Origin of the sequence: Pseudomonas sp. S3E17, assembly GCF_024168685.1 — a bacterium.
GTDB lineage: Bacteria > Pseudomonadota > Gammaproteobacteria > Pseudomonadales > Pseudomonadaceae > Aquipseudomonas > Aquipseudomonas marginalis.
This window is the reverse complement of record NZ_JALJWE010000001.1, coordinates 3088828-3108136: the sequence shown is the minus strand read 5'-3', so window position 1 is coordinate 3108136 and position 19309 is coordinate 3088828. Positions and strand designations below refer to the sequence as shown.

The window sequence follows — 19309 nt, the reverse complement described above, 5'->3', positions numbered from 1 at the left end:
TTTGGATCGCATTTCAATTCCGGATCGGCCCAGGTCTTCCTTTTGCAATCACCGTGACCGAGTCCTGACGATGAACACTGAATTTCGCAAACCGCTCCCCGGCAGCCGCCTGGATTACTTCGACGCCCGCGCGGCTGTCGATGCAATCAGCCCCGGCGCCTATGCCACGTTGCCCTACACCTCTCGTGTGCTTGCCGAGAACCTGGTGCGCCGCTGCGACCCGGCCACCCTCAACGCATCCCTGAGCCAGTTGATCGAACGCAAGCGCGACCTCGACTTCCCCTGGTTCCCGGCCCGCGTGGTGTGTCACGACATCCTCGGCCAGACCGCCCTGGTCGACCTCGCCGGCCTGCGTGACGCCATCGCCCTGCAAGGCGGCGACCCGGCCCAGGTCAACCCGGTGGTACCGACCCAATTGATCGTCGACCACTCCCTGGCCGTCGAAGCCGGCGGTTTCGACCCGGACGCGTTCGAGAAAAACCGCGCCATCGAAGACCGTCGCAACGAAGACCGCTTCCACTTTATCGAGTGGACCAAAAAGGCCTTCAAGAACGTCGACGTGATCCCGCCGGGCAACGGCATCATGCACCAGATCAACCTGGAGAAAATGTCCCCGGTGGTCCAGGTGCGTGACGGTGTGGCCTTCCCGGATACCTGCGTCGGCACCGACAGCCATACCCCCCACGTCGATGCGTTGGGCGTGATCGCCATTGGCGTCGGCGGCCTTGAAGCCGAAAGCGTCATGCTCGGCCGCGCGTCGTGGATGCGCCTGCCGGAAAGCGTCGGTGTCGAATTGACCGGCCAGTTGCTGCCGGGCATCACCGCCACCGATATGGTGCTGGCCCTGACCGAGTTCCTGCGTCAACAGAAAGTGGTCGGCGCCTGGCTGGAGTTCTTCGGTGAAGGCGCGTCCAAACTGACCCTCGGCGACCGCGCGACCATCTCTAACATGGCCCCGGAATACGGCGCCACGGCGGCCATGTTTTATATCGACCAGCAGACCATCGCCTACCTGAAACTCACCGGCCGCGAAGACGAGCAAGTCGCCCTGGTCGAGCAGTACGCCCGTCATACCGGCCTGTGGGCGGATGACCTCAAAGGTGCGCAATACGAGCGTGGCCTCACCTTCGACCTGTCCAGCGTGGTGCGCAACATGGCTGGCCCGAGCAACCCGCACGCTCGCGTCGCCACCCGCGACCTGGCCGCCAAGGGCATCTCCGGCCAGTGGGATGAAGTGCCGGGGCAAATGCCCGACGGCGCGGTGATCATCGCCGCCATCACCAGTTGCACCAACACCAGTAACCCGCGCAACGTGATCGCCGCCGGGCTGCTGGCGCGCAACGCCAACAGGCTTGGGCTGACGCGCAAACCTTGGGTCAAGTCGTCCCTGGCACCGGGTTCGAAAACCGTGGCCATGTACCTGGAAGACGCCGGCCTGGGCCATGAGCTGGAAAAGCTCGGCTTTGGCGTGGTGGCGTTTGCCTGCACCACCTGTAACGGTATGTCCGGTGCACTCGACCCGGCGATCCAGCAAGAGATCATCGACCGCGACCTGTACGCCACCGCCGTGCTCTCGGGCAACCGCAACTTCGACGGGCGTATCCACCCGTACGCCAAGCAGGCGTTCCTGGCTTCGCCGCCGCTGGTGGTGGCCTATGCGATTGCCGGCACCATCCGTTTCGACATTGAGAAGGACGTCCTCGGCCTGGACGCCGACGGCAAGGAAATCCGCCTGCAGGATATCTGGCCGAGCGACGAAGAGATCGACGCGGTGGTCAAGGCCTCGGTCAAGCCGGAGCAGTTCCGCGCGGTGTATATCCCGATGTTCGCGATCCACGAAGACACCGGCCCGAAAGTCGCGCCGCTGTACGACTGGCGCCCGCAGAGCACCTATATCCGCCGCCCACCGTACTGGGAAGGCGCACTGGCCGGTGCGCGGCCGCTCAAGGGCATGCGCCCGCTGGCGGTGCTGCCGGACAACATCACCACCGATCACCTGTCGCCGTCCAACGCGATCATGCTCGACAGCGCCGCCGGCGAATACCTGGCGAAAATGGGCCTGCCGGAAGTCGACTTCAACTCCTACGCCACCCACCGTGGCGACCACCTGACCGCCCAGCGCGCGACGTTCGCCAACCCGAAACTGTTCAACGAAATGGTGCGGGAGAACGGCAAGGTCAAGCAGGGCTCCCTGGCGCGGATCGAACCGGAAGGCCAGGTCACGCGCATGTGGGAAGCCATCGAAACCTACATGGAGCGCAAGCAGCCGCTGATCATCATTGCCGGCGCCGACTACGGCCAGGGTTCGTCCCGCGACTGGGCGGCCAAGGGCGTGCGCCTGGCGGGTGTGGAAGCGATTGCCGCCGAGGGTTTCGAGCGCATCCACCGCACCAACCTGGTAGGCATGGGCGTGCTGCCGCTGGAGTTCCTGCCGGGCACCGACCGTCACACCTTGCAGATTGATGGCAGCGAAACCTACGACGTGATCGGCCAACGTACCCCGCGTGCGCAGCTGACGCTGGTGATCAATCGCAAGGATGGCGAACGTGTCGAGGTGCCGGTGACGTGCCGCCTGGACACCGCCGAAGAAGTGTCGATCTACGAGGCGGGCGGCGTGTTGCAACGTTTTGCCCAGGATTTCCTGGAATCGGCGACCACCGCCTGAAGAGGATGACCATGGCACACGCAGCGCAAATCAAGATCCCCGCCACCTATATGCGGGGCGGCACCAGCAAGGGTGTATTTTTTCGCCTCCAGGACCTGCCCGAGTCGGCGCAGGTGCCGGGAGCGGCGCGGGATGCCTTGCTGCTACGGGTGATCGGCAGCCCCGATCCCTACGACAAGCAAATCGACGGCATGGGCGGCGCTACATCGAGCACCAGCAAAACCGTGATCCTCGCCAAAAGCACCCGCGCCGATCATGACGTGGACTATCTGTTTGGCCAGGTCTCCATCGACAAACCCTTTGTCGACTGGAGTGGCAACTGCGGCAACCTGTCGGCGGCGGTGGGTTCGTTCGCTATCAGCGCCGGGTTGTTCGATGCGGCCCGCGTGCCCCATAACGGCGTGGCCGTGGTGCGGGTCTGGCAGGCCAATATCGGCAAGACCATCATCGCCCATGTGCCGATCACCGACGGGGCGGTGCAGGAAACCGGCGACTTCGAGCTGGACGGCGTGACCTTCCCGGCGGCCGAAGTGCAGCTGGAATTCATGGACCCGGCGGCGGAAGAAGAGGGCGGCGGCGGCTCGATGTTCCCCACCGGCAACCTGGTCGACGATCTGGAAGTGCCGGGTGTCGGCACCTTCAAGGCCACGCTGATCAACGCCGGCATCCCGACGATTTTCATCAACGCCGAAGACCTCGGCTACACCGGCACCGAGCTGCAAGGCGCGATCAACAGCGACCCCAAGGCCCTGGCGATGTTCGAGACCGTACGGGCCTATGGCGCGTTGCGCATGGGGCTGATCAAACACCTCGACGAAGCGGCCCAGCGCCAGCACACGCCGAAGGTGGCGTTCGTGGCCAAGCCTGCCGACTACGTGGCGTCCAGTGGCAAGGCGATCAAGGCCGGCGATGTGGATTTGCTGGTGCGCGCCCTGTCCATGGGCAAGCTGCACCACGCGATGATGGGCACGGCGGCGGTGGCGATCGGCACGGCGGCGGCGATTTCGGGGACCTTGGTCAACCTCGCTGCGGGCGGTATTGAACGTAATGCCGTGCGCTTCGGGCATCCCTCCGGCACCTTGCGCGTGGGGGCTGAAGCCACCCAGGTGGACGGTGAGTGGGTGGTGAAGAAAGCCATCATGAGCCGCAGTGCGCGGGTGTTGATGGAAGGTTTCGTCCGCGTACCCGGCGACGCCTTCTAAAACCCTGCACAGATCCAATGTGGGAGGAGGCTTTTTGTAGGAGCGAGCTTGCTCGCAAAAAACTCACAGGCGCCGCGTTCATTCAGGAAGCACGCGTTATCGTTGACGTTTTTCGCGAGCAAGCTCGCTCCTACAGGAGGCGATGTGAACTGGCATTAGGGTAAGCCCTTCCCACAGAGGATCTCTATTCCAAAAGGCAGGCATCCAAGATCTGCTTCCCATAACCGTTAGCCCGAGGATTGACCCCACCCATTTTTGGAGATCTGCCATGAGCACCAACGTCGACCAGAACAACCGCCCCGACTACGACCAGGTTTTGCAGGACATTGCCGACTATGTCCTCAACTACCGGATCGAGTCCCAGGCCGCCTTGGACACCGCCCGCAACTGCCTGATGGACACCCTCGGTTGCGGCCTGCTGGCCCTGCGTTTTCCCGAGTGCACCAAGCACCTGGGGCCGATGGTTGAAGGCACGGTGGTGCCGTTTGGCGCGCGGGTGCCGGGCACCTCGTTTCGCCTGGACCCGGTCAAGGCGGCCTGGGACATTGGTTGCATCGTGCGCTGGCTCGACTACAACGACACCTGGCTCGCCGCCGAGTGGGGGCATCCCTCGGATAACCTCGGCGGCATCCTTGCCGTGGCGGATCACCTGTCGCAACAGCGCGTGGCCAATGGCGACGCGCCGCTGACGGTGCGCGCGGTGCTGGATGCGATGATCATGGCCCACGAAATCCAGGGTGTGATTGCCCTGGAAAACTCGTTCAACCGCGTCGGCCTCGACCATGTGCTATTGGTGAAAGTCGCCTCCACGGCGGTCACCGCCAAGCTGATGGGCGCCAACCGCGAACAGCTGCTGTCGGCACTGTCTCACGCCTTCGTCGATGGCCAGGCCTTGCGCACTTATCGCCATGCGCCGAATGCCGGCTCGCGCAAATCCTGGGCGGCGGGGGATGCGTCGAGTCGCGGCGTGCGCCTGGCGGATATCGCCCTGCGCGGCGAAATGGGCATCCCTGGTGTGCTGAGCGCGCCGCAATGGGGCTTCTACGACGTGCTGTTCAGCCACACCAACAAAGACCTGGCGCTCAAGCCCGAGGACAAGCGTGCGTTCAGCCTGTCCCAGCCGTATGGCACCTACGTGATGGAAAACGTGCTGTTCAAGATCAGCTTCCCCGCCGAGTTCCACGCGCAGACCGCCTGTGAAGCCGCGGTGACCTTGCATCCGTTGGTCAAGGATCGCCTGCACGACATCGAGCGCATCGTGATCACCACCCATGAGTCGGCGATTCGCATCATCTCCAAGGCCGGGCCAATGGCCAACGCCGCCGACCGCGACCATTGCCTGCAATACATGACCGCCGTGCCCCTGGCATTTGGCAACCTGGTGGCCGAGCACTACGAGGATGCATTCCACGCCGCTCACCCGATTATTGATCAGTTGCGCGACAAGATGGTCATCGTCGAAGACCCACGCTACAGCCGTGAATACCTGGAAGCCGACAAGCGTTCCATCGCCAATGCGGTGCAGGTGTTCTTCAAGGATGGCTCCAGCACCGAGCAAGTGGCGGTGGAATACCCGATCGGCCATCGCCGTCGTCGAGTGGAGGGCATTGCGTTGCTGGAAGACAAGTTCAAGGCCAACCTGGCCACGCGCTTTACCGCCCAGCGCAGTGCCGAGATCTTTGCGTTGTGCACGGACCAGGCGAAGCTCGAGGCCACGCCGGTCAATCGTTTCGTGGACCTGTTCGTCATCTAGCAGGCGACGCAAAACTAAAAATGTGGGGGGGCAAGCCCCCTCCCACAGTTGTTGCGTTCACTCAAACCGCAGGATCACCCGGCGGTTGTGCTTGCTCTTCTTCTCGATCTTCTCGCAGAACACCCGGCCGATTTCCTCGGTGTTGAGCACATGGGTACCGCCGCATGGCTGGATATCGATCCCGCCGATTTCAATCACCCGTACCGAGCCCTGGATCACCGGCGGCGCAACCGCCTGGGTGCGGGTGATCTGCAGCAGGGTGGCGTACTCCGAAGCCGGCATCGACAGGGTCTTCACCTCGTGGGCCTGTTCGATCAGCGCGTTGAGGTCGCGGGTGATGCTGTCCTTGTCGAGGGTCATTTCCGGCAGGTCGAAATCCAGGCGGCCTTTGTCGGCACTGATGCTGCAACCGGTCACCGGTGCGTCGATGAGCGAGCACAGCAGGTGCAGGCAGGTGTGCATTTTCATGTGCTGGTAGCGCCGTTCCCAATCCAGGCCGGCGTCCACCAGCACGCCGGCGACCAGTTGCTCGGGGCAGTGTTCCACCTGGTGCCAGATGATCGAACGCAGCACCGGGTCGCGCACCGTGCCGGTCACGTCGACCCGCGTACCGTCCGCCAGGGTCAAGTGGCCGGTATCGCCGGGTTGGCCGCCGCCGGTGGGGTAGAACAGGGTGTGCTCCAGGGCGATGCCGTGTTCGCTGACGGCAATCACCCGGGCGCTGAATGCGTTCTGGTAGGGCGCGCTGTCAAACAGCGCCAGGGTTTCCATGGTGTGCACGGACATGTTCAACCTCCGACGATCAGTGGGCTGGCTTGCAGCAGGTGGCGCACCATCGCGCTCAAGCCAGGGGGGGAGAGCAGGGTGATTTCGAATTCCGGCCCGCAGACTTTCAGGTTCAGCGGCAGGCGTGGCAGGTGGTTGCCGGATTCGAGGCGGTGCAGCCTGAATTGCAGGTGGTGACGCTCCTTCACCGTTGGCTCCAGCATCAGGCCTTGCAACGGATGAAAGTCGGCGTCCAGCACCGTGACCTTGTGGCTGGCATTGACCTCGCCGACCACGTGCAGGCGCTCATCCAGGGCGAAAGCCCCGAGGTAGTTGCTGTGGTCCGATTCATCGTTTTTTTGCAGTTGGATCTGGTTCACCACCTTCACCTTGGTGCCGGCGGGTACGTCCTGGGTGATCACACAGGAGGGGCTGATAAACACGTTGTCGCCGATCAGCACATAGCCCAGCACACGGGCGCCGGAACCGACCTCGACGTTGTTGCCCAGGCGCGGATGGCGCTTGCCATCGGGATTGTTGGCGATGCCGCGGGCACCCAGGGTCACGCCGCAGAGGATGTAGCAGTCGTTGCCGATCTCGCAGGTCTCGCCGATTACCGTGCCGTAGCCGTGGTCGAGCACAAAGCGCCGGCCGATACGCGCCGCCGGGTGGATTTCGGCCCCGGACAGGACCTTGCCCTGGTTGCTCAGCTTGAGGGCGATGCGTGAAAACACGCCGTTGGTCTGGTCGGGGAAATTCCACACCTGATGCGCAAGCCGGTAATAGAGCACCGCCTTGAACGAGGCGTAGGACTCCAGGATCAGTTCGCCGCGGCCACGGGATGCCGGATCGCGATAGGCATAGGCGATCAGGTCTTCGGCCACCGCCTGGGCGGCATTCTGGATCAGCGGCGCGAGGTGCGGCTCCAGCTGTTTCATCTGCATGGGGGTGAGGGTCTTGATGAGCTGGGTAAGCAACTCATCGTGCAACTGTTGCATGTCGATAAAGCCGCCCATGGAGGCATCCCCGCATTGTGGATGGTTGGAAAACCGGTTATTCGAAACTGGGCAGGTAGCTGTCGGCATTGTCGTAGACCATGGTCAACACCACCGTCTCGGGCGGCAATTCGGGGGCGAGCCTGGCGATGGCGACCATGTTGGCGGCGGAGGACAGGCCCAGGCTGATGGCGTCGGTGCGCATGATGCGTTTCATCATGTCGATGCAGTCCTGGCGCGAGACCTTGAGCATGCCGTCGATCACCTCCAGATTGAGGATGCTCGGGATCAGGCCGATCGACAGGCCCTGGATATGGTGCGGCGCGTGCTGGTTCTTCAGCAGGTCGCATTCTTCGGGCTCCACGCCCATCACGCGCAGGGCTGGCCAGGCGGCCTTGAGGGTTTCGCCGATACCGGTGATATGGCCGCCGGTGCCGATGCCGCTGACGAAATAGTCAACACGGCGATCACCGAAGGCGCGCAGGATTTCCGGCGCGGTGGTGTCACGGTGGGTTTGCGGGTTGGCGCCGTTGCGTTGCTGGTTGAGCATCACGTAGCTGGGGTTTTCCAGCTGCAACTCCATGCATTTTTCACCGTGGGAATTGTTGCCTAGGCGGCTGTCGGAGAGCACCACCTTGGCGCCGTACAGGCGCAGCAGCTTCTGTTTTTCGGGGCTGTAGTTGTCCGGGATCACCAGCACCACCTTGTAGCCCAGCACGTTGCCGGCCATCACCAGGCCGATGCCGGTATTGCCGCCGCTGGGTTCGATGATGGTTTGCCCGGAATCACGGATCAGCACGCCGCGCCGCTCGGCGTCGAGGATCATGCCCAGGGCGATGCGCGCCTTGTGGCTGCCCCCCGGATTGAGGGATTCGAGCTTGGCGTAGACCTCGATGCCGAGGTCTTCGGAAAACTGCGCCAGGCGGACGATCGGCGTATGGCCGATGGCGTCGAGGATAGAGTTATGCAGCATCGGTCAGTCCCCGGGTCAGTACAACGGCATGTCGGGTTCGACGTCGCGAACCCAGTGCTTCATGCCGCCTTGCAGGACTTTGGTGTTGGCGAAACCCGCCGCCAACAGGGTGCTGGCCGCTTGCTCGGCGCGGGTGCCGGCGTAGCAGATCAGGTAATGGGTGTTGTCGCGGCTGAGACGCCCGAGCTGGCCATCCAGCTCGGCCAGGGGGATATGCACCACCCCCGGTAATTTGCACACCTCCAGTTCGCTGGCGTCGCGCACATCCAGCAGCACGTCGGCGCTGCTGGGGTGTTCGATCACCTGCTGGAGTACGCGCGGCTTGATGTAGCGCTCTTCGGCCAGGGACGGTTGGCTGGGCACGGCGTCCGCACAGACGGCTGGCGCCAGGGTTTCGCTATGGCGCAGGTCGGAGCAGCACGGGCAGTCGGCACGGCGCTTGAAACGGATTTCGCTGAACTTCATCGCCAGTGCATCGAAGCGCATCAGGCGGCCGGACAGGGGCTCGCCAATGCCGATCAACAGTTTTATCGCCTCGGTGGCCTGGATCATCCCGACCACCCCGGGAAGCACGCCGATCACCCCTCCGGCGCTGCAATTGGGCGCCAGTTCCGCGGGCGGTGCGCTGGGGAACAGGCAGCGGTAGCACGGCCCGCCTCGGTAGTTGAGCACGCTGATCTGCCCGTCGAAGCGGTAGATGGCGCCGTACACCAGGGGTTTGCCCAGTTGCACGCAGGCGTCGTTGACCAGGTAGCGGGTGTCGAAATTGTCGGTGCCGTCGATGACCAGGTCATAGGCGCCTACCAGTTCCAGGGCGTTGTCGGCGTTCAGGGCGGTGTCGTGGGCGTTGATCTGGATATGGCGGTTGAGGTCCTGCAAGCGCTGCTTGGCCGACTCGACCTTGGGCATGCCCAGGGTGCTGTTGCCGTGGACGATCTGGCGTTGCAGGTTGCTGCTTTCCACCACGTCGAAATCCACCAGCCCCAGGGTACCGACACCGGCCGCTGCCAGGTACAGGCTGATGGGCGAGCCCAGGCCGCCGGTGCCGATGATCAGGACCTTGGCTTTCTTGAGGTTCAACTGGCCTTCGCGGCCGACGCCGGGCAGGGTGATATGGCGCACATAACGTTGCACTTCCTCGTTGCTGAGGCTGTCGACGTCCATACCGCCGGAGGTGGCGAGCAGCACTTCGATGCGGGCTTTTTCCGGCAGCCTGTCATCGGCGCCGATCAGTTCTTCCTCGGCGGTGAACAGAAAGTGTTCCTTGAGCTGGTTGTTCTTTTCGTGAAACAGATGGGCGCGCAACTGCGGGTGGCTGCTGCAGAGGTTTTCAATGACTTCGCGCAATGTCGATCCGGCGCCCTCGAGGGTCGATTCCGGCAGCTTGGCCACGCGAACCAGAATGTCGGGGAAAGAGACAGCGTTCATGGACAACTCCGTGTGCAGGTCGTTGAAGGGGTTAAGGGTGAAATGCTCGCCATCCCAGGCAAACAGTTTTGAACCCAGGGCCTGGCCCCGGCGAACGTCGACCACCAGGTAACTGACGGGGTAGATCGGCTCGCCCATGAACAGGGCCTTGTCCTGGTCTTCATCGCTGAAATAGGCGCCGACATCCGGGTGGGAGTGGTAGATCACCACCACCGGGTTGTCGCTGCGAAACGCCTTGTTCATCAGCAGGGTGTCGGCCACCGAGAAGGTGTAGCCATTGGCCGCGCTGCGCGGGTACATCTCTGGGTTTTTGCGGTGCAGTTCGTTCTGGATGTTGCTGCCCAGGTACACGCTGCCGTCGGCGAAGACAAAGCCGCAGCATTCCTCGGGGTAGCTGCGGCTGGCGTGGGCGTAGATCTGTTCCAGGGCTTTTGGGCGGAGGACGTCCATGTTTCTCTCGCGTTGATGGCGGGTCAATTTTTCTTGGCCAGGAGTTTTTCAATGGGCAACTTGGTGATCGCAAAGCCGGCCAGCAGGATGGCCGAATACAGCATCAGGTCGCGGGAAATCGCCACGCCTTCGTACCAGGCGCCGATGATCACCGCGAACACCGGGAAGATGATGAACACGAACGACAGGATGATCGGGCTCAAGCGCTTGAGCAGCATGAAATACACGATGAACCCACCCACCGAGGCTACCAGCCCCAGGTAGAACAGCGCGCTCCAGGAGCGCAGGGTGATGGCTTCGAAGGTCGGCGTCTCAAACCACAACCCGGCCACGAACAGCATCAGCCCGGCAATGCCGATGGGCAGGGTGTTGTAGGTGATCACGCTGATGGCGCTGCCTTTTTGCTTGGTGATGACGTAGCACAAGGCGTGCATGATCGCGGCCGCCAGGATCGCCAGTACCCCCAGGAACTCGGCGTGGTCCAGGTGCAGGCCCTGGCTCCTGATGATCATGTAGAGGCTGCCGAAGCCGATACCGATGCCGACCACCTGGGAAAAATAGATGCGCTCGCGCAGGAACAACGCGGAGAAAATCAGGATGAATACCGGCATGCAACTGAACAGCAGGGCGGTGAGACCGGATGACACATGCATCTCGCCGTAGTTGAGCAGGTAGTAGGGCACGCTGAAGTAGGACAGGGTCACGAACACGAAGAACCAGCGACTCTCGCGGGGAAACAGGATCGGTTCGCGGCGCACCTTGGCAAAGCACAGGAACAGCGGGAAGGCGATCAGGAAGCGCAGGCCGGCGGACGTCAGCGGCGGCACACTCTCCACGGCGATCTTGATCCCCAGCCACGTGGTACCCCAACTCAGGCACACGATCAGGAACATCACGCTGGTTACCAGCCCGGCCAGCCACTGTTTTTGCGTTTTGGTTTTGGCGGTGTTTTCGAGAACGGCGGACATTGGCATCGTTTATTGCTTCCCTGAGCCTGAATTGAACTCTATATTGAACTTGTAATGAGTTATGAAATTCGGCGATTGAACCCGTAAAAGCACACTATTAGGGCGAAAGATGGCTGTCAAAACAAATATTGACATGGTGTCAATTATGCGTGAGGGGTTGTCCAACGGGCAGGGCGTGAAGTACAAGCGCCTGTCCGATGTCATGGAACGGGGCATCCTCGAAGGCTTGATTGAGCCGGGACGAAAACTGCCGCCTCATCGGGTGCTTTCCGACAACCTGGGGGTGACCATCGGCACCATCAGCCGGGCCTACGGTGAGCTGGAGCGTCTGGGGTTGGTGGTAGCGCGAGTGGGTGACGGCACTTTCGTCCGCAAGCGTGGGATGGAACGCCAGCGTGATGAAGGCTTTCGTAACTTCAGCGAGGAGCCGCGCCAGTACTTCGACATGAGCCGCAACATGCATATCCCGGGTCAGGAAACCACCTTCCTGGCACAGAGCTTCCAAACCCTGTCGACCAACGCCAAGTTTCTCCAGGACATCAGCGCCTACACCCCCGATGCCGGCCTGCCGCGTTATCGCGATGCGGGGGCGCAGTGGCTGGTGCAGTGTGATTTTCATCCGATCCCCGAGCAGGTGATCTGCGTCAACGGCGGCCAGCATGGCCTGCTGTGCGCGATGATGGCCCTGCTGCGCGCCGGCGATACGGTGGTCACCGAACAATTGACTTACCCGGGGCTGATCACCGCCGCACGCATGCTGGGTATCCGCCTGATCGGCCTGGAGATGGACGAAGAAGGCGTGCTGCCGAGCGCGCTGGATGAAGTCTGTCGTAATCACCGGGTTTCAGCGTTGTATTGCACGCCGACCATCCAGAACCCGACCACGGCGGTGTTATCGGTGGCGCGCCGTGAAGCCTTGGTGAAGGTGTGCCGGGAACATAATCTGCTGATTCTTGAGGACGAAGCCCACGGCGTATTGGTTGAAGACCGTCCACCGCCCCTCAGCCATTTCGCCCCCGAACGTACGATTTTGATCAGCAGCCTGAGCAAGGCCGTGTCTGCCGGGCTGCGTGTGGGCTATGTGCATGCGCCCCCGGCGCTGGTCAGCCGTATCTCGGCGGCCTTGCGCTCCACCTGCTGGATGGCCACGCCGGTGACCCTGGAACTGGCGACGCAGTGGATCGAAAACGGCACGGCTGAATACCTGCTGCGCCAACAGATCAACGAGATCAGCCGACGCAAAGCGTTGGTGCAGGATTTGTTGGCGGGCCTGGCGTACCGCACCCACCTGAACAGCCCGCACTTCTGGATCGAGGTGCCGGAGCCCTGGCGCGCGTCGGAAATCGAGGCGGAGCTCAAGCAGAATAATTACCTGATCGCCACCGCCGAGGCGTTTGCCGTAGGGCAGACGGCGGTGCCGCAGTTCATTCGGGCGAGTATCTGCAATACCTCGGGGGATGATCAGTTGTTGCGGGCGGGGTTTGATGCGTTGGCGACGGCGTTGGGGCAAGGGGGAGGGCGGTTTCACCTATAGCGAGTGGATGTCCATGCTGTGAGCAGGCTCGTTGTGGCAAGCCCGCTCACCACGGTAAAGCAGTGTCTCAAGACATTATTTGAAGCGCCGCTCCACACCTTTCTCCACCAGAATCTTCGCCGAAATCTCTTCCACCGAAAAATGCGTGGAATTGATATGCGCAATGTTCTCGCGACGGAACAGATTTTCTACTTCGCGCACTTCGAATTCGCACTGGGCATAGCTGGAGTAGCGGCTGTTGGGCTTGCGCTCGTTGCGGATGGCGGTGAGACGGTCCGGGTCGATGGTCAGGCCGAACAGCTTGTGCGAATGGGCGCGCAGCGCGGCGGGCAGCGTCAGGTGCTCCATGTCGTCTTCGGTCAGCGGGTAGTTGGCCGCACGGATGCCGAATTGCATGGCCATGTACAGGCAGGTGGGCGTTTTGCCGCAGCGCGACACGCCGACCAGGATCAGGTCGGCCTTGTCGTAGTAGTGAGTGCGGGCGCCGTCGTCGTTGTCGAGGGCGAAGTTCACCGCCTCGATACGCTCCATATAATTGGAGTTATGCCCAATGGAATGGGACTTTCCGACCGAATAGGTGGAGTGTTCGCTCAACTCCTGCTCCAGCGGCGCCAGGAACGTCGAGAAAATGTCGATCATGAAACCATTCGACGTTGCGAGAATCTCACGGATGTCTTGATTGACGATGGTGTCGAAAATGATCGGCCGAAAGCCGTCTTTTTCAGCCGCCAGATTGATTTGTTGTACCATGGCCCGCGCTTTATCCACGCTGTCGATATAGGGCCGCGTGAATTTGGCGAAGGTATTGTTTTCGAACTGCGCGAGCAGGCTCTGACCCAGGGTTTCGGCGGTAATGCCGGTGCCGTCGGAGATAAAGAAAGCAGATCGTTTCATTTGAGCCCTGGGCCTTAAGCTGATGACGAATCTTGGATATGATAGGCGCGATTTTGCCGTCCCATAGTGGGCCGCATTCTCACTTATTTTCCAGGTCCAGGCCACAAACGCAGGTAATCGCTCCTACGAGCAGCCGGCGTCCTGAGCTTTTCCAACACAGTTAGTGGAGAGATCACCTTGGTAGAGTACGTAGTTTCCCTCGATAAGCTCGGCGTCCATGATGTAGAGCACGTAGGGGGCAAGAACGCATCCCTCGGCGAGATGATCAGTAATCTTGCAGGCGCAGGTGTGTCGGTGCCGGGTGGTTTCGCCACCACGGCCCAGGCCTACCGCGATTTCCTCGAACTGAGCGGCCTCAACGCTCAGATCCACGCCGCGCTGGATGCCCTGGACGTCGATGACGTCAACGCCCTGGCCAAAACCGGTGCCCAGATCCGCCAATGGATCATGGAAGCCGAGTTCCCCGAGAAGCTCAACGAAGAAATCCGCACCGCCTTCGCCACCCTGTCGGCCGGCAACCCGGACATGGCCGTCGCCGTGCGCTCCTCGGCCACCGCCGAAGACCTGCCCGACGCCTCCTTCGCCGGCCAGCAAGAGACCTTCCTCAACATCCGCGGCGTGGAAAACGTGATCCGTGCCGCCAAGGAAGTATTTGCCTCGCTGTTCAACGACCGCGCCATTTCCTACCGTGTGCACCAGGGTTTCGACCACAAGCTGGTGGCCCTGTCCGCTGGCGTGCAGCGCATGGTGCGTTCGGAAACCGGCACCGCCGGCGTGATGTTCACCCTCGACACCGAGTCGGGCTTCCGTGACGTGGTGTTTATCACCGGCGCCTACGGCCTGGGCGAAACCGTTGTACAAGGCGCGGTCAACCCCGACGAATTCTACGTGCACAAGCACACCCTTGAAGCCGGCCGCCCGGCCATCCTGCGCCGCAACCTGGGCAGCAAGGCGATCAAGATGATCTACGGCGACGAGGCCAAGGCCGGTCGCTCGGTGAAAACCGTAGACGTCGACAAAGCCGAGCGCGCGCGCTTCTGCCTGAGCGACGCGGAAGTCAGCGAGTTGGCCAAGCAAGCGATGATCATCGAAAAGCACTACCAGTGCCCGATGGACATCGAATGGGCCAAGGACGGTGATGACGGCAAGCTGTACATCGTGCAGGCCCGCCCGGAAACCGTGAAGAGCCGTACCTCGGCCAACGTCATGGAACGCTACCTGCTGAAAGAAACCGGCACCGTGCTGGTGGAAGGCCGTGCCATCGGCCAGCGCATCGGCGCCGGCAAGGTGCGGATCATCAAGGACGTGTCCGAGATGGACAAAGTCCAGCCTGGCGACGTATTGGTTTCCGACATGACCGACCCGGACTGGGAACCGGTGATGAAGCGTGCCAGCGCCATCGTTACCAACCGTGGCGGGCGTACCTGCCACGCGGCGATCATCGCCCGCGAACTGGGGATTCCAGCAGTGGTCGGTTGCGGTAACGCCACCCAATTGCTCAAGGACGGCCAGGGCGTGACCGTGTCCTGTGCCGAAGGCGACACCGGCTTCATCTTTGAAGGCGAGCTGGGCTTCGACATCAAGCAAAACTCCATCGATGCCATGCCCGACCTGCCGTTCAAGATCATGATGAACGTCGGCAACCCGGACCGTGCCTTCGACTTCGCGCAGTTGCCGAACGCCGGTGTGGGCCTGGCCCGCCTGGAGTTCATCATCAACCGCATGATCGGCGTGCACCCCAAGGCCCTGTTGAACTACGACGGCCTGCCGCTGGACATCAAGGAAAGCGTGGACAAGCGCATCGCCGGCTACGACGACCCGGTGGGCTTCTACGTCGAGAAGCTGGTGGAAGGCATCAGCACCCTGGCGGCGGCGTTCTACCCGAAAAAAGTCATCGTGCGCCTGTCGGACTTCAAGTCCAACGAATACGCCAACCTGATCGGCGGCAAGCTCTACGAGCCCGAAGAAGAAAACCCGATGCTGGGCTTCCGTGGCGCCTCGCGTTACATCAGCGAAGCGTTCCGTGACTGCTTCGAGCTTGAATGCCGCGCCCTCAAGCGTGTGCGCAACGAGATGGGCCTGACCAACGTCGAGATCATGGTGCCGTTCGTCCGTACCCTGGGCGAAGCGAGCCAGGTCGTCGACCTGCTGGCCGAAAATGGCCTGTCCCGCGGCGAAAACGGCCTGCGCGTGATCATGATGTGCGAACTGCCGTCCAACGCCATCCTCGCCGAAGAGTTCCTGGAGTTCTTCGACGGCTTCTCCATCGGTTCCAACGACCTGACCCAGCTCACCCTGGGCCTGGACCGCGATTCCGGGATCATCGCCCACCTGTTCGACGAGCGTAACCCTGCGGTCAAGAAGCTGCTGGCCAACGCCATCCAGGCGTGCAACAAGGCCGGCAAGTACATCGGTATCTGCGGCCAGGGCCCTTCCGATCACCCGGACCTGGCCAAATGGCTGATGGAGCAGGGTATCGAAAGCGTCTCGCTGAACCCTGACTCCGTGCTGGAAACCTGGTTCTTCCTGGCGGAAGGCCAAGCGTCCGCCTGAGGTCGCCATGTCAAAAGTGCCGGTCCCCCGTCAGGGTGACCGGCATTCTTATCTGTACAGGGCGGAATCCTTGCGGACGTCGCCCTTTTTTGTGCAAGAGCATTATGCAAAGCAGCAGCAACCTGTTTCCTGTCGCCCTGATCAGCGCTGAGCGTCGTGGCGACCTGAGTGAAGACGTGTATCGCCTCAAGCCCGGTAACAGCCCCGACGGTACCGTCGAGCTGGCTGTGACCCGTTTGGGCCTGGCCGATGTCCCGGAAAACCGGGGCATACCGGTTATTTTGTTGCACGGCAGTTTTTCCAACCGGCGTTTCTGGTATTCGCCGAAGGGGATCGGCCTGGGCGCCTACCTGGCACGCCAGGGGTTCGATGTGTGGATCCCGGAAATGCGCGGTCATGGGCTGTCCCGGCGCAACCAGGACTACGCCCGCAACCGCGTCGCCGACTACGCGCGTTACGATCTGCCGGCCATTGGCGCCTTTGTGCGTGAGCAAAGTGCGCAGATTCCCCATTGGATAGGTCATTCTCTCGGCGCTACAACCCTGGCGGCGGCCCTGGGTGGGCAGCACTTGGGTGCGCCGGCAGTGGCCTCGGTGGCACTGTTTGGCTGTCAGGTCAGTCGCAGCCACTGGCCATTGAAACTTCCTCCAGTGGAGTGGACCGGCCGTCTGCTGTTGAAGCGCTTCGGCGCAGTGTCCGGCTCGCGGCTCAAGCGGGGCCCGGAGGACGAACCGGCCGGCGTGCTGATCGAAGCCATGCGCTGGAATGGCCTGTTCGGCCGCTTTGGCGAGGGTAAGCGCGATTGGTGGAAAGGCCTGGCGGACGTCGATGTGCCGCTGCTGGCCGTCAGCGCGGCGGGCGACCAGCAGGATCCGGACTGGGCGTGCCGTAAGCTGTTCGAGCAGATCGGCTCCGAGCACCGCCAATACCTGTGCCTGGGGCGCCAGCAAGGGTTCAGCGGTGATTTCGGGCATGTGGAAATGCTCGTCAGCAAAGCCGCCCAGGCCGAGGTCTGGCCGCTGGTTGAGCAATGGTTGAACGATCCGCTGACACCTTTATTGGGTGCCAAGCCCGAGGCATTGGTCGTAGTTTGACCCAGGGCTCTGCCAAGGGCGTTTCGCTCGTGTGTGGTTGCGGCTAATATATGACGCGTTAAACGCTTCTGGTCATATTCAGTCGCGCAGTGGTTATTGCGTTACGACGAAGCGGATGGGATGTTGCGCACCGGCTCCGGCTGGTGCTTCTTTCGAAAGACACTTCTTTGACGGAAAGGAATTTTTCAATGAACCATTACGTGACCCCCGACCTGTGCGACGCCTACCCGGACCTGGTGCAGGTAGTCGAGCCGATGTTCAGCAACTTCGGCGGCCGAGACTCCTTTGGCGGCGAGATTGTCACCATCAAATGTTTCGAAGATAACTCCCTCGTCAAGGAGCAGGCCGATCAGCCGGGCGCCGGCAAGGTGCTGGTGGTCGACGGTGGTGGTTCCCTGCGGCGCGCGCTGCTGGGCGACATGATCGCCGAGAAAGCCGCGAAAAACGGTTGGGAAGGGTTGGTGATCTATGGCTGCATCCGTGACGTCGATGTGATCGCCCAGACCGACCTTGGGGTACAGGCGCTGGCCAGTCATCCGATGAAAACCGATAAGCGCGGCATCGGCGACCTGAACGTCGTGGTGACATTCGCGGGTGTGACGTTCCGCCCGGGTGAGTACATCTATGCCGACAATAATGGCGTGATCGTCTCGCCAAGCCCGCTGCAGATGCCTGAATAAACCGCAATAACCGACAGGGGTGAGGATGTTCGAGGAAGAAAACGCGCAGTGGGGGCTGGTGCATGCCCTGGTGCTGGACGGTAAAGGCGGTGCGCGTTCGATTGCCCGGACTGAGCTCGACGACTTGCAACTGCAGCCCCAGGAAAGCCTGTGGCTGCACTGGGATCGCAGCCATCCCCAGACCCAGACCTGGCTGCGCAAATCCAGTGGCTTGAGCGAATTCGCCTGTGACCTGCTGCTGGAGGAGAACACCCGCCCACGCCTGTTGCCGCTGCCGGATGCCGAGTTGCTGCTGTTCCTGCGCGGGGTCAACCTCAACCCGGGGGCCGAGCCGGAAGACATGGTATCGGTACGTATCTTCGCTGCCGCCAGCCGCGTGATCTCCCTGCGTCTGCGCCCGTTGCGCGCCACCGATGAACTGCTGGTGCAGTTGGCGGATGGCAAGGGGCCGAAAACCGCTTCGGAGCTCATCCTTTATATGGCGCAGTACCTGACCAACAAGGTCCAGGATCTGGTCACGGATTTGTCGGAAATCGTCGATACGGAGGAAGAAAAACTTGATACCGACGAACGGTATACACCTGAACATGGCAGTGTTTTGCAGATCCGTCGCCGAGCGGCCGGGCTCAAGCGTTTCCTGTCGCCGCAGCGGGATATTTTTGCCCAGCTCACGCGGATAAAATTGCCGTGGTTCTGTGACGACGATGCCGACTATTGGAACGAATTGAACAACAGCCTGACCCGCTACCTGGAAGAGCTCGAATTGACCCGGGAGCGCGTGGGGCTTGTGCTTGAGGCCGAAGACCGGCGCTTGAGCGTACGCATGAACCGCACCATGTACCGCTTCGGGATCATCACGGGAATCTTCCTGCCGATGAGTTTCCTGACCGGTTTGCTGGGTATAAATGTGGGGGGTATACCGTTCTCCGCCAGCCCCTACGGATTCGTGATTGCATGCCTGTTGATGGTATCGGTGGCGCTCGGACAATGGTGGTTGTTTCGACGATTGCGCTGGGTTTGAGCTGAATATGACCTGAACGTAGGAAGGGGCCTATGTGACCCCAGGAATTTTACCCTCGTCTTTTAAAACACTTGCGAGAGGTCTTTATGCACGATCCGTTCGAACAGTCTTTGCGTGACATGCTCAATGCCTCGCCGTCCAACCGTGACGACGATGCCTGCCTGGGCCGCGTATTGAAAACCGCTAACCGTCAGGTGGGCGCGGGTGACCTGTTCGGTCTGCTCGGCCGCTGGATGCCGGCGTTGATGATGGCCCTGAACAACGGTTCGGCCCACGTGTCGCCGGTTTCCCGTCGTAAACCTCTTGCTCGCACTGCTGATAAGGCTGATTGAAT

15 protein-coding genes are annotated in these 19309 nt (G+C 61.8%); 9 read left to right on the top strand and 6 right to left on the bottom strand.

What is annotated here, in order from left to right; all coding sequences use genetic code 11:
* The first annotated feature begins 70 nt into the window (after nt 1–70).
* The 3 genes from acnD (at nt 71) to prpD (ending at nt 5620) form a co-directional block, all read left to right on the top strand.
* Nucleotides 71–2665 carry a Fe/S-dependent 2-methylisocitrate dehydratase AcnD gene (acnD, locus tag J3D60_RS13685; RefSeq protein WP_065924787.1) on the top strand — a complete coding sequence of 865 codons (2595 nt, stop codon included), beginning with the start codon at nt 71–73 and terminating at the stop codon, nt 2663–2665.
* An 11-nt stretch (nt 2666–2676) separates the two neighbouring features.
* Nucleotides 2677–3867: a 2-methylaconitate cis-trans isomerase PrpF gene (gene prpF, locus J3D60_RS13680; RefSeq protein WP_253491739.1), complete on the top strand. Its 1191-nt coding sequence runs from the start codon at nt 2677–2679 to the stop codon at nt 3865–3867.
* Nucleotides 3868–4135: 268 nt separating this feature from the next.
* Nucleotides 4136–5620, top strand: coding sequence for a 2-methylcitrate dehydratase (prpD, locus tag J3D60_RS13675; RefSeq protein WP_253491738.1), 1485 nt, complete (start codon nt 4136–4138; stop codon nt 5618–5620).
* Nucleotides 5621–5677: 57 nt separating this feature from the next.
* Here prpD and J3D60_RS13670 read toward each other — a convergent pair whose 3' ends face one another.
* From J3D60_RS13670 to J3D60_RS13650, 5 genes are read right to left on the bottom strand one after another with little or no spacing between them, the layout of a single operon-like run.
* A complete protein-coding gene (locus tag J3D60_RS13670) occupies nt 5678–6406 on the bottom strand; it encodes an alanyl-tRNA editing protein (RefSeq protein WP_092355416.1) in 729 nt (242 codons plus the stop codon).
* 2 nt (nt 6407–6408) lie between these two features.
* On the bottom strand, nt 6409–7401 hold the full coding sequence (locus tag J3D60_RS13665; protein WP_253491737.1) for a serine O-acetyltransferase: 993 nt from the start codon (nt 7399–7401) through the stop codon (nt 6409–6411).
* Nucleotides 7402–7438: 37 nt separating this feature from the next.
* Complete coding sequence (locus J3D60_RS13660; protein WP_065940683.1) at nt 7439–8353, bottom strand: PLP-dependent cysteine synthase family protein; 915 nt, start codon at nt 8351–8353, stop codon at nt 7439–7441.
* A 15-nt stretch (nt 8354–8368) separates the two neighbouring features.
* Complete coding sequence (moeB, locus tag J3D60_RS13655) at nt 8369–10231, bottom strand: molybdopterin-synthase adenylyltransferase MoeB (protein WP_253491735.1); 1863 nt, start codon at nt 10229–10231, stop codon at nt 8369–8371.
* A gap of 23 nt (nt 10232–10254) precedes the next feature.
* The gene (locus tag J3D60_RS13650) at nt 10255–11148 is read right to left on the bottom strand and encodes a DMT family transporter (protein ID WP_161985727.1); all 894 of its coding nucleotides are present in this window, start codon (nt 11146–11148) and stop codon (nt 10255–10257) included.
* A gap of 160 nt (nt 11149–11308) precedes the next feature.
* Between J3D60_RS13650 and J3D60_RS13645 the strand changes: the two genes are divergently transcribed.
* Entirely contained in the window at nt 11309–12733 is a 1425-nt protein-coding gene (locus J3D60_RS13645; protein ID WP_092486799.1) for a PLP-dependent aminotransferase family protein, read from the top strand.
* A gap of 75 nt (nt 12734–12808) precedes the next feature.
* Here J3D60_RS13645 and J3D60_RS13640 read toward each other — a convergent pair whose 3' ends face one another.
* Complete coding sequence (locus J3D60_RS13640) at nt 12809–13627, bottom strand: pyruvate, water dikinase regulatory protein (protein ID WP_253491732.1); 819 nt, start codon at nt 13625–13627, stop codon at nt 12809–12811.
* Nucleotides 13628–13804: 177 nt separating this feature from the next.
* On the opposite strand from J3D60_RS13640, the gene ppsA reads away from it, so the two are divergent.
* The 5 genes from ppsA to J3D60_RS13615 all read left to right on the top strand — a co-directional run bounded on the left by ppsA (nt 13805) and on the right by J3D60_RS13615 (nt 19307).
* Nucleotides 13805–16180, top strand: a complete 2376-nt coding sequence (gene ppsA / locus J3D60_RS13635) for a phosphoenolpyruvate synthase (RefSeq protein ID WP_027603682.1) — start codon at nt 13805–13807, stop codon at nt 16178–16180.
* 104 nt (nt 16181–16284) lie between these two features.
* The gene (locus J3D60_RS13630) at nt 16285–17274 is read left to right on the top strand and encodes an alpha/beta fold hydrolase (protein WP_065940679.1); all 990 of its coding nucleotides are present in this window, start codon (nt 16285–16287) and stop codon (nt 17272–17274) included.
* A 188-nt stretch (nt 17275–17462) separates the two neighbouring features.
* A complete protein-coding gene (gene rraA / locus J3D60_RS13625; RefSeq protein ID WP_027603684.1) occupies nt 17463–17954 on the top strand; it encodes a ribonuclease E activity regulator RraA in 492 nt (163 codons plus the stop codon).
* Between the two features lie 25 nt (nt 17955–17979).
* Complete coding sequence (locus J3D60_RS13620) at nt 17980–18975, top strand: zinc transporter ZntB (protein ID WP_253491730.1); 996 nt, start codon at nt 17980–17982, stop codon at nt 18973–18975.
* Between the two features lie 86 nt (nt 18976–19061).
* Nucleotides 19062–19307 (top strand): hypothetical protein, encoded by a 246-nt coding sequence (locus tag J3D60_RS13615; RefSeq protein ID WP_015885347.1) that lies wholly within the window; start codon nt 19062–19064, stop codon nt 19305–19307.
* Nucleotides 19308–19309 lie beyond the last annotated feature (2 nt).

What these genes read in the sequence shown, in the direction of transcription:
- acnD (WP_065924787.1), top strand. Translation starts at nt 71, where the DNA reads ATGAACACTGAATTTCGCAAACCGCTCCCCGGCAGCCGCCTGGATTAC.
- prpF (WP_253491739.1), top strand. Translation starts at nt 2,677, where the DNA reads ATGGCACACGCAGCGCAAATCAAGATCCCCGCCACCTATATGCGGGGC.
- prpD (WP_253491738.1), top strand. Translation starts at nt 4,136, where the DNA reads ATGAGCACCAACGTCGACCAGAACAACCGCCCCGACTACGACCAGGTT.
- J3D60_RS13670 (WP_092355416.1), bottom strand. Translation starts at nt 6,406, where the DNA reads ATGTCCGTGCACACCATGGAAACCCTGGCGCTGTTTGACAGCGCGCCC.
- J3D60_RS13665 (WP_253491737.1), bottom strand. Translation starts at nt 7,401, where the DNA reads ATGGGCGGCTTTATCGACATGCAACAGTTGCACGATGAGTTGCTTACC.
- J3D60_RS13660 (WP_065940683.1), bottom strand. Translation starts at nt 8,353, where the DNA reads ATGCTGCATAACTCTATCCTCGACGCCATCGGCCATACGCCGATCGTC.
- moeB (WP_253491735.1), bottom strand. Translation starts at nt 10,231, where the DNA reads ATGGACGTCCTCCGCCCAAAAGCCCTGGAACAGATCTACGCCCACGCC.
- J3D60_RS13645 (WP_092486799.1), top strand. Translation starts at nt 11,309, where the DNA reads ATGGCTGTCAAAACAAATATTGACATGGTGTCAATTATGCGTGAGGGG.
- J3D60_RS13640 (WP_253491732.1), bottom strand. Translation starts at nt 13,627, where the DNA reads ATGAAACGATCTGCTTTCTTTATCTCCGACGGCACCGGCATTACCGCC.
- J3D60_RS13630 (WP_065940679.1), top strand. Translation starts at nt 16,285, where the DNA reads ATGCAAAGCAGCAGCAACCTGTTTCCTGTCGCCCTGATCAGCGCTGAG.
- rraA (WP_027603684.1), top strand. Translation starts at nt 17,463, where the DNA reads ATGAACCATTACGTGACCCCCGACCTGTGCGACGCCTACCCGGACCTG.
- J3D60_RS13620 (WP_253491730.1), top strand. Translation starts at nt 17,980, where the DNA reads ATGTTCGAGGAAGAAAACGCGCAGTGGGGGCTGGTGCATGCCCTGGTG.
- J3D60_RS13615 (WP_015885347.1), top strand. Translation starts at nt 19,062, where the DNA reads ATGCACGATCCGTTCGAACAGTCTTTGCGTGACATGCTCAATGCCTCG.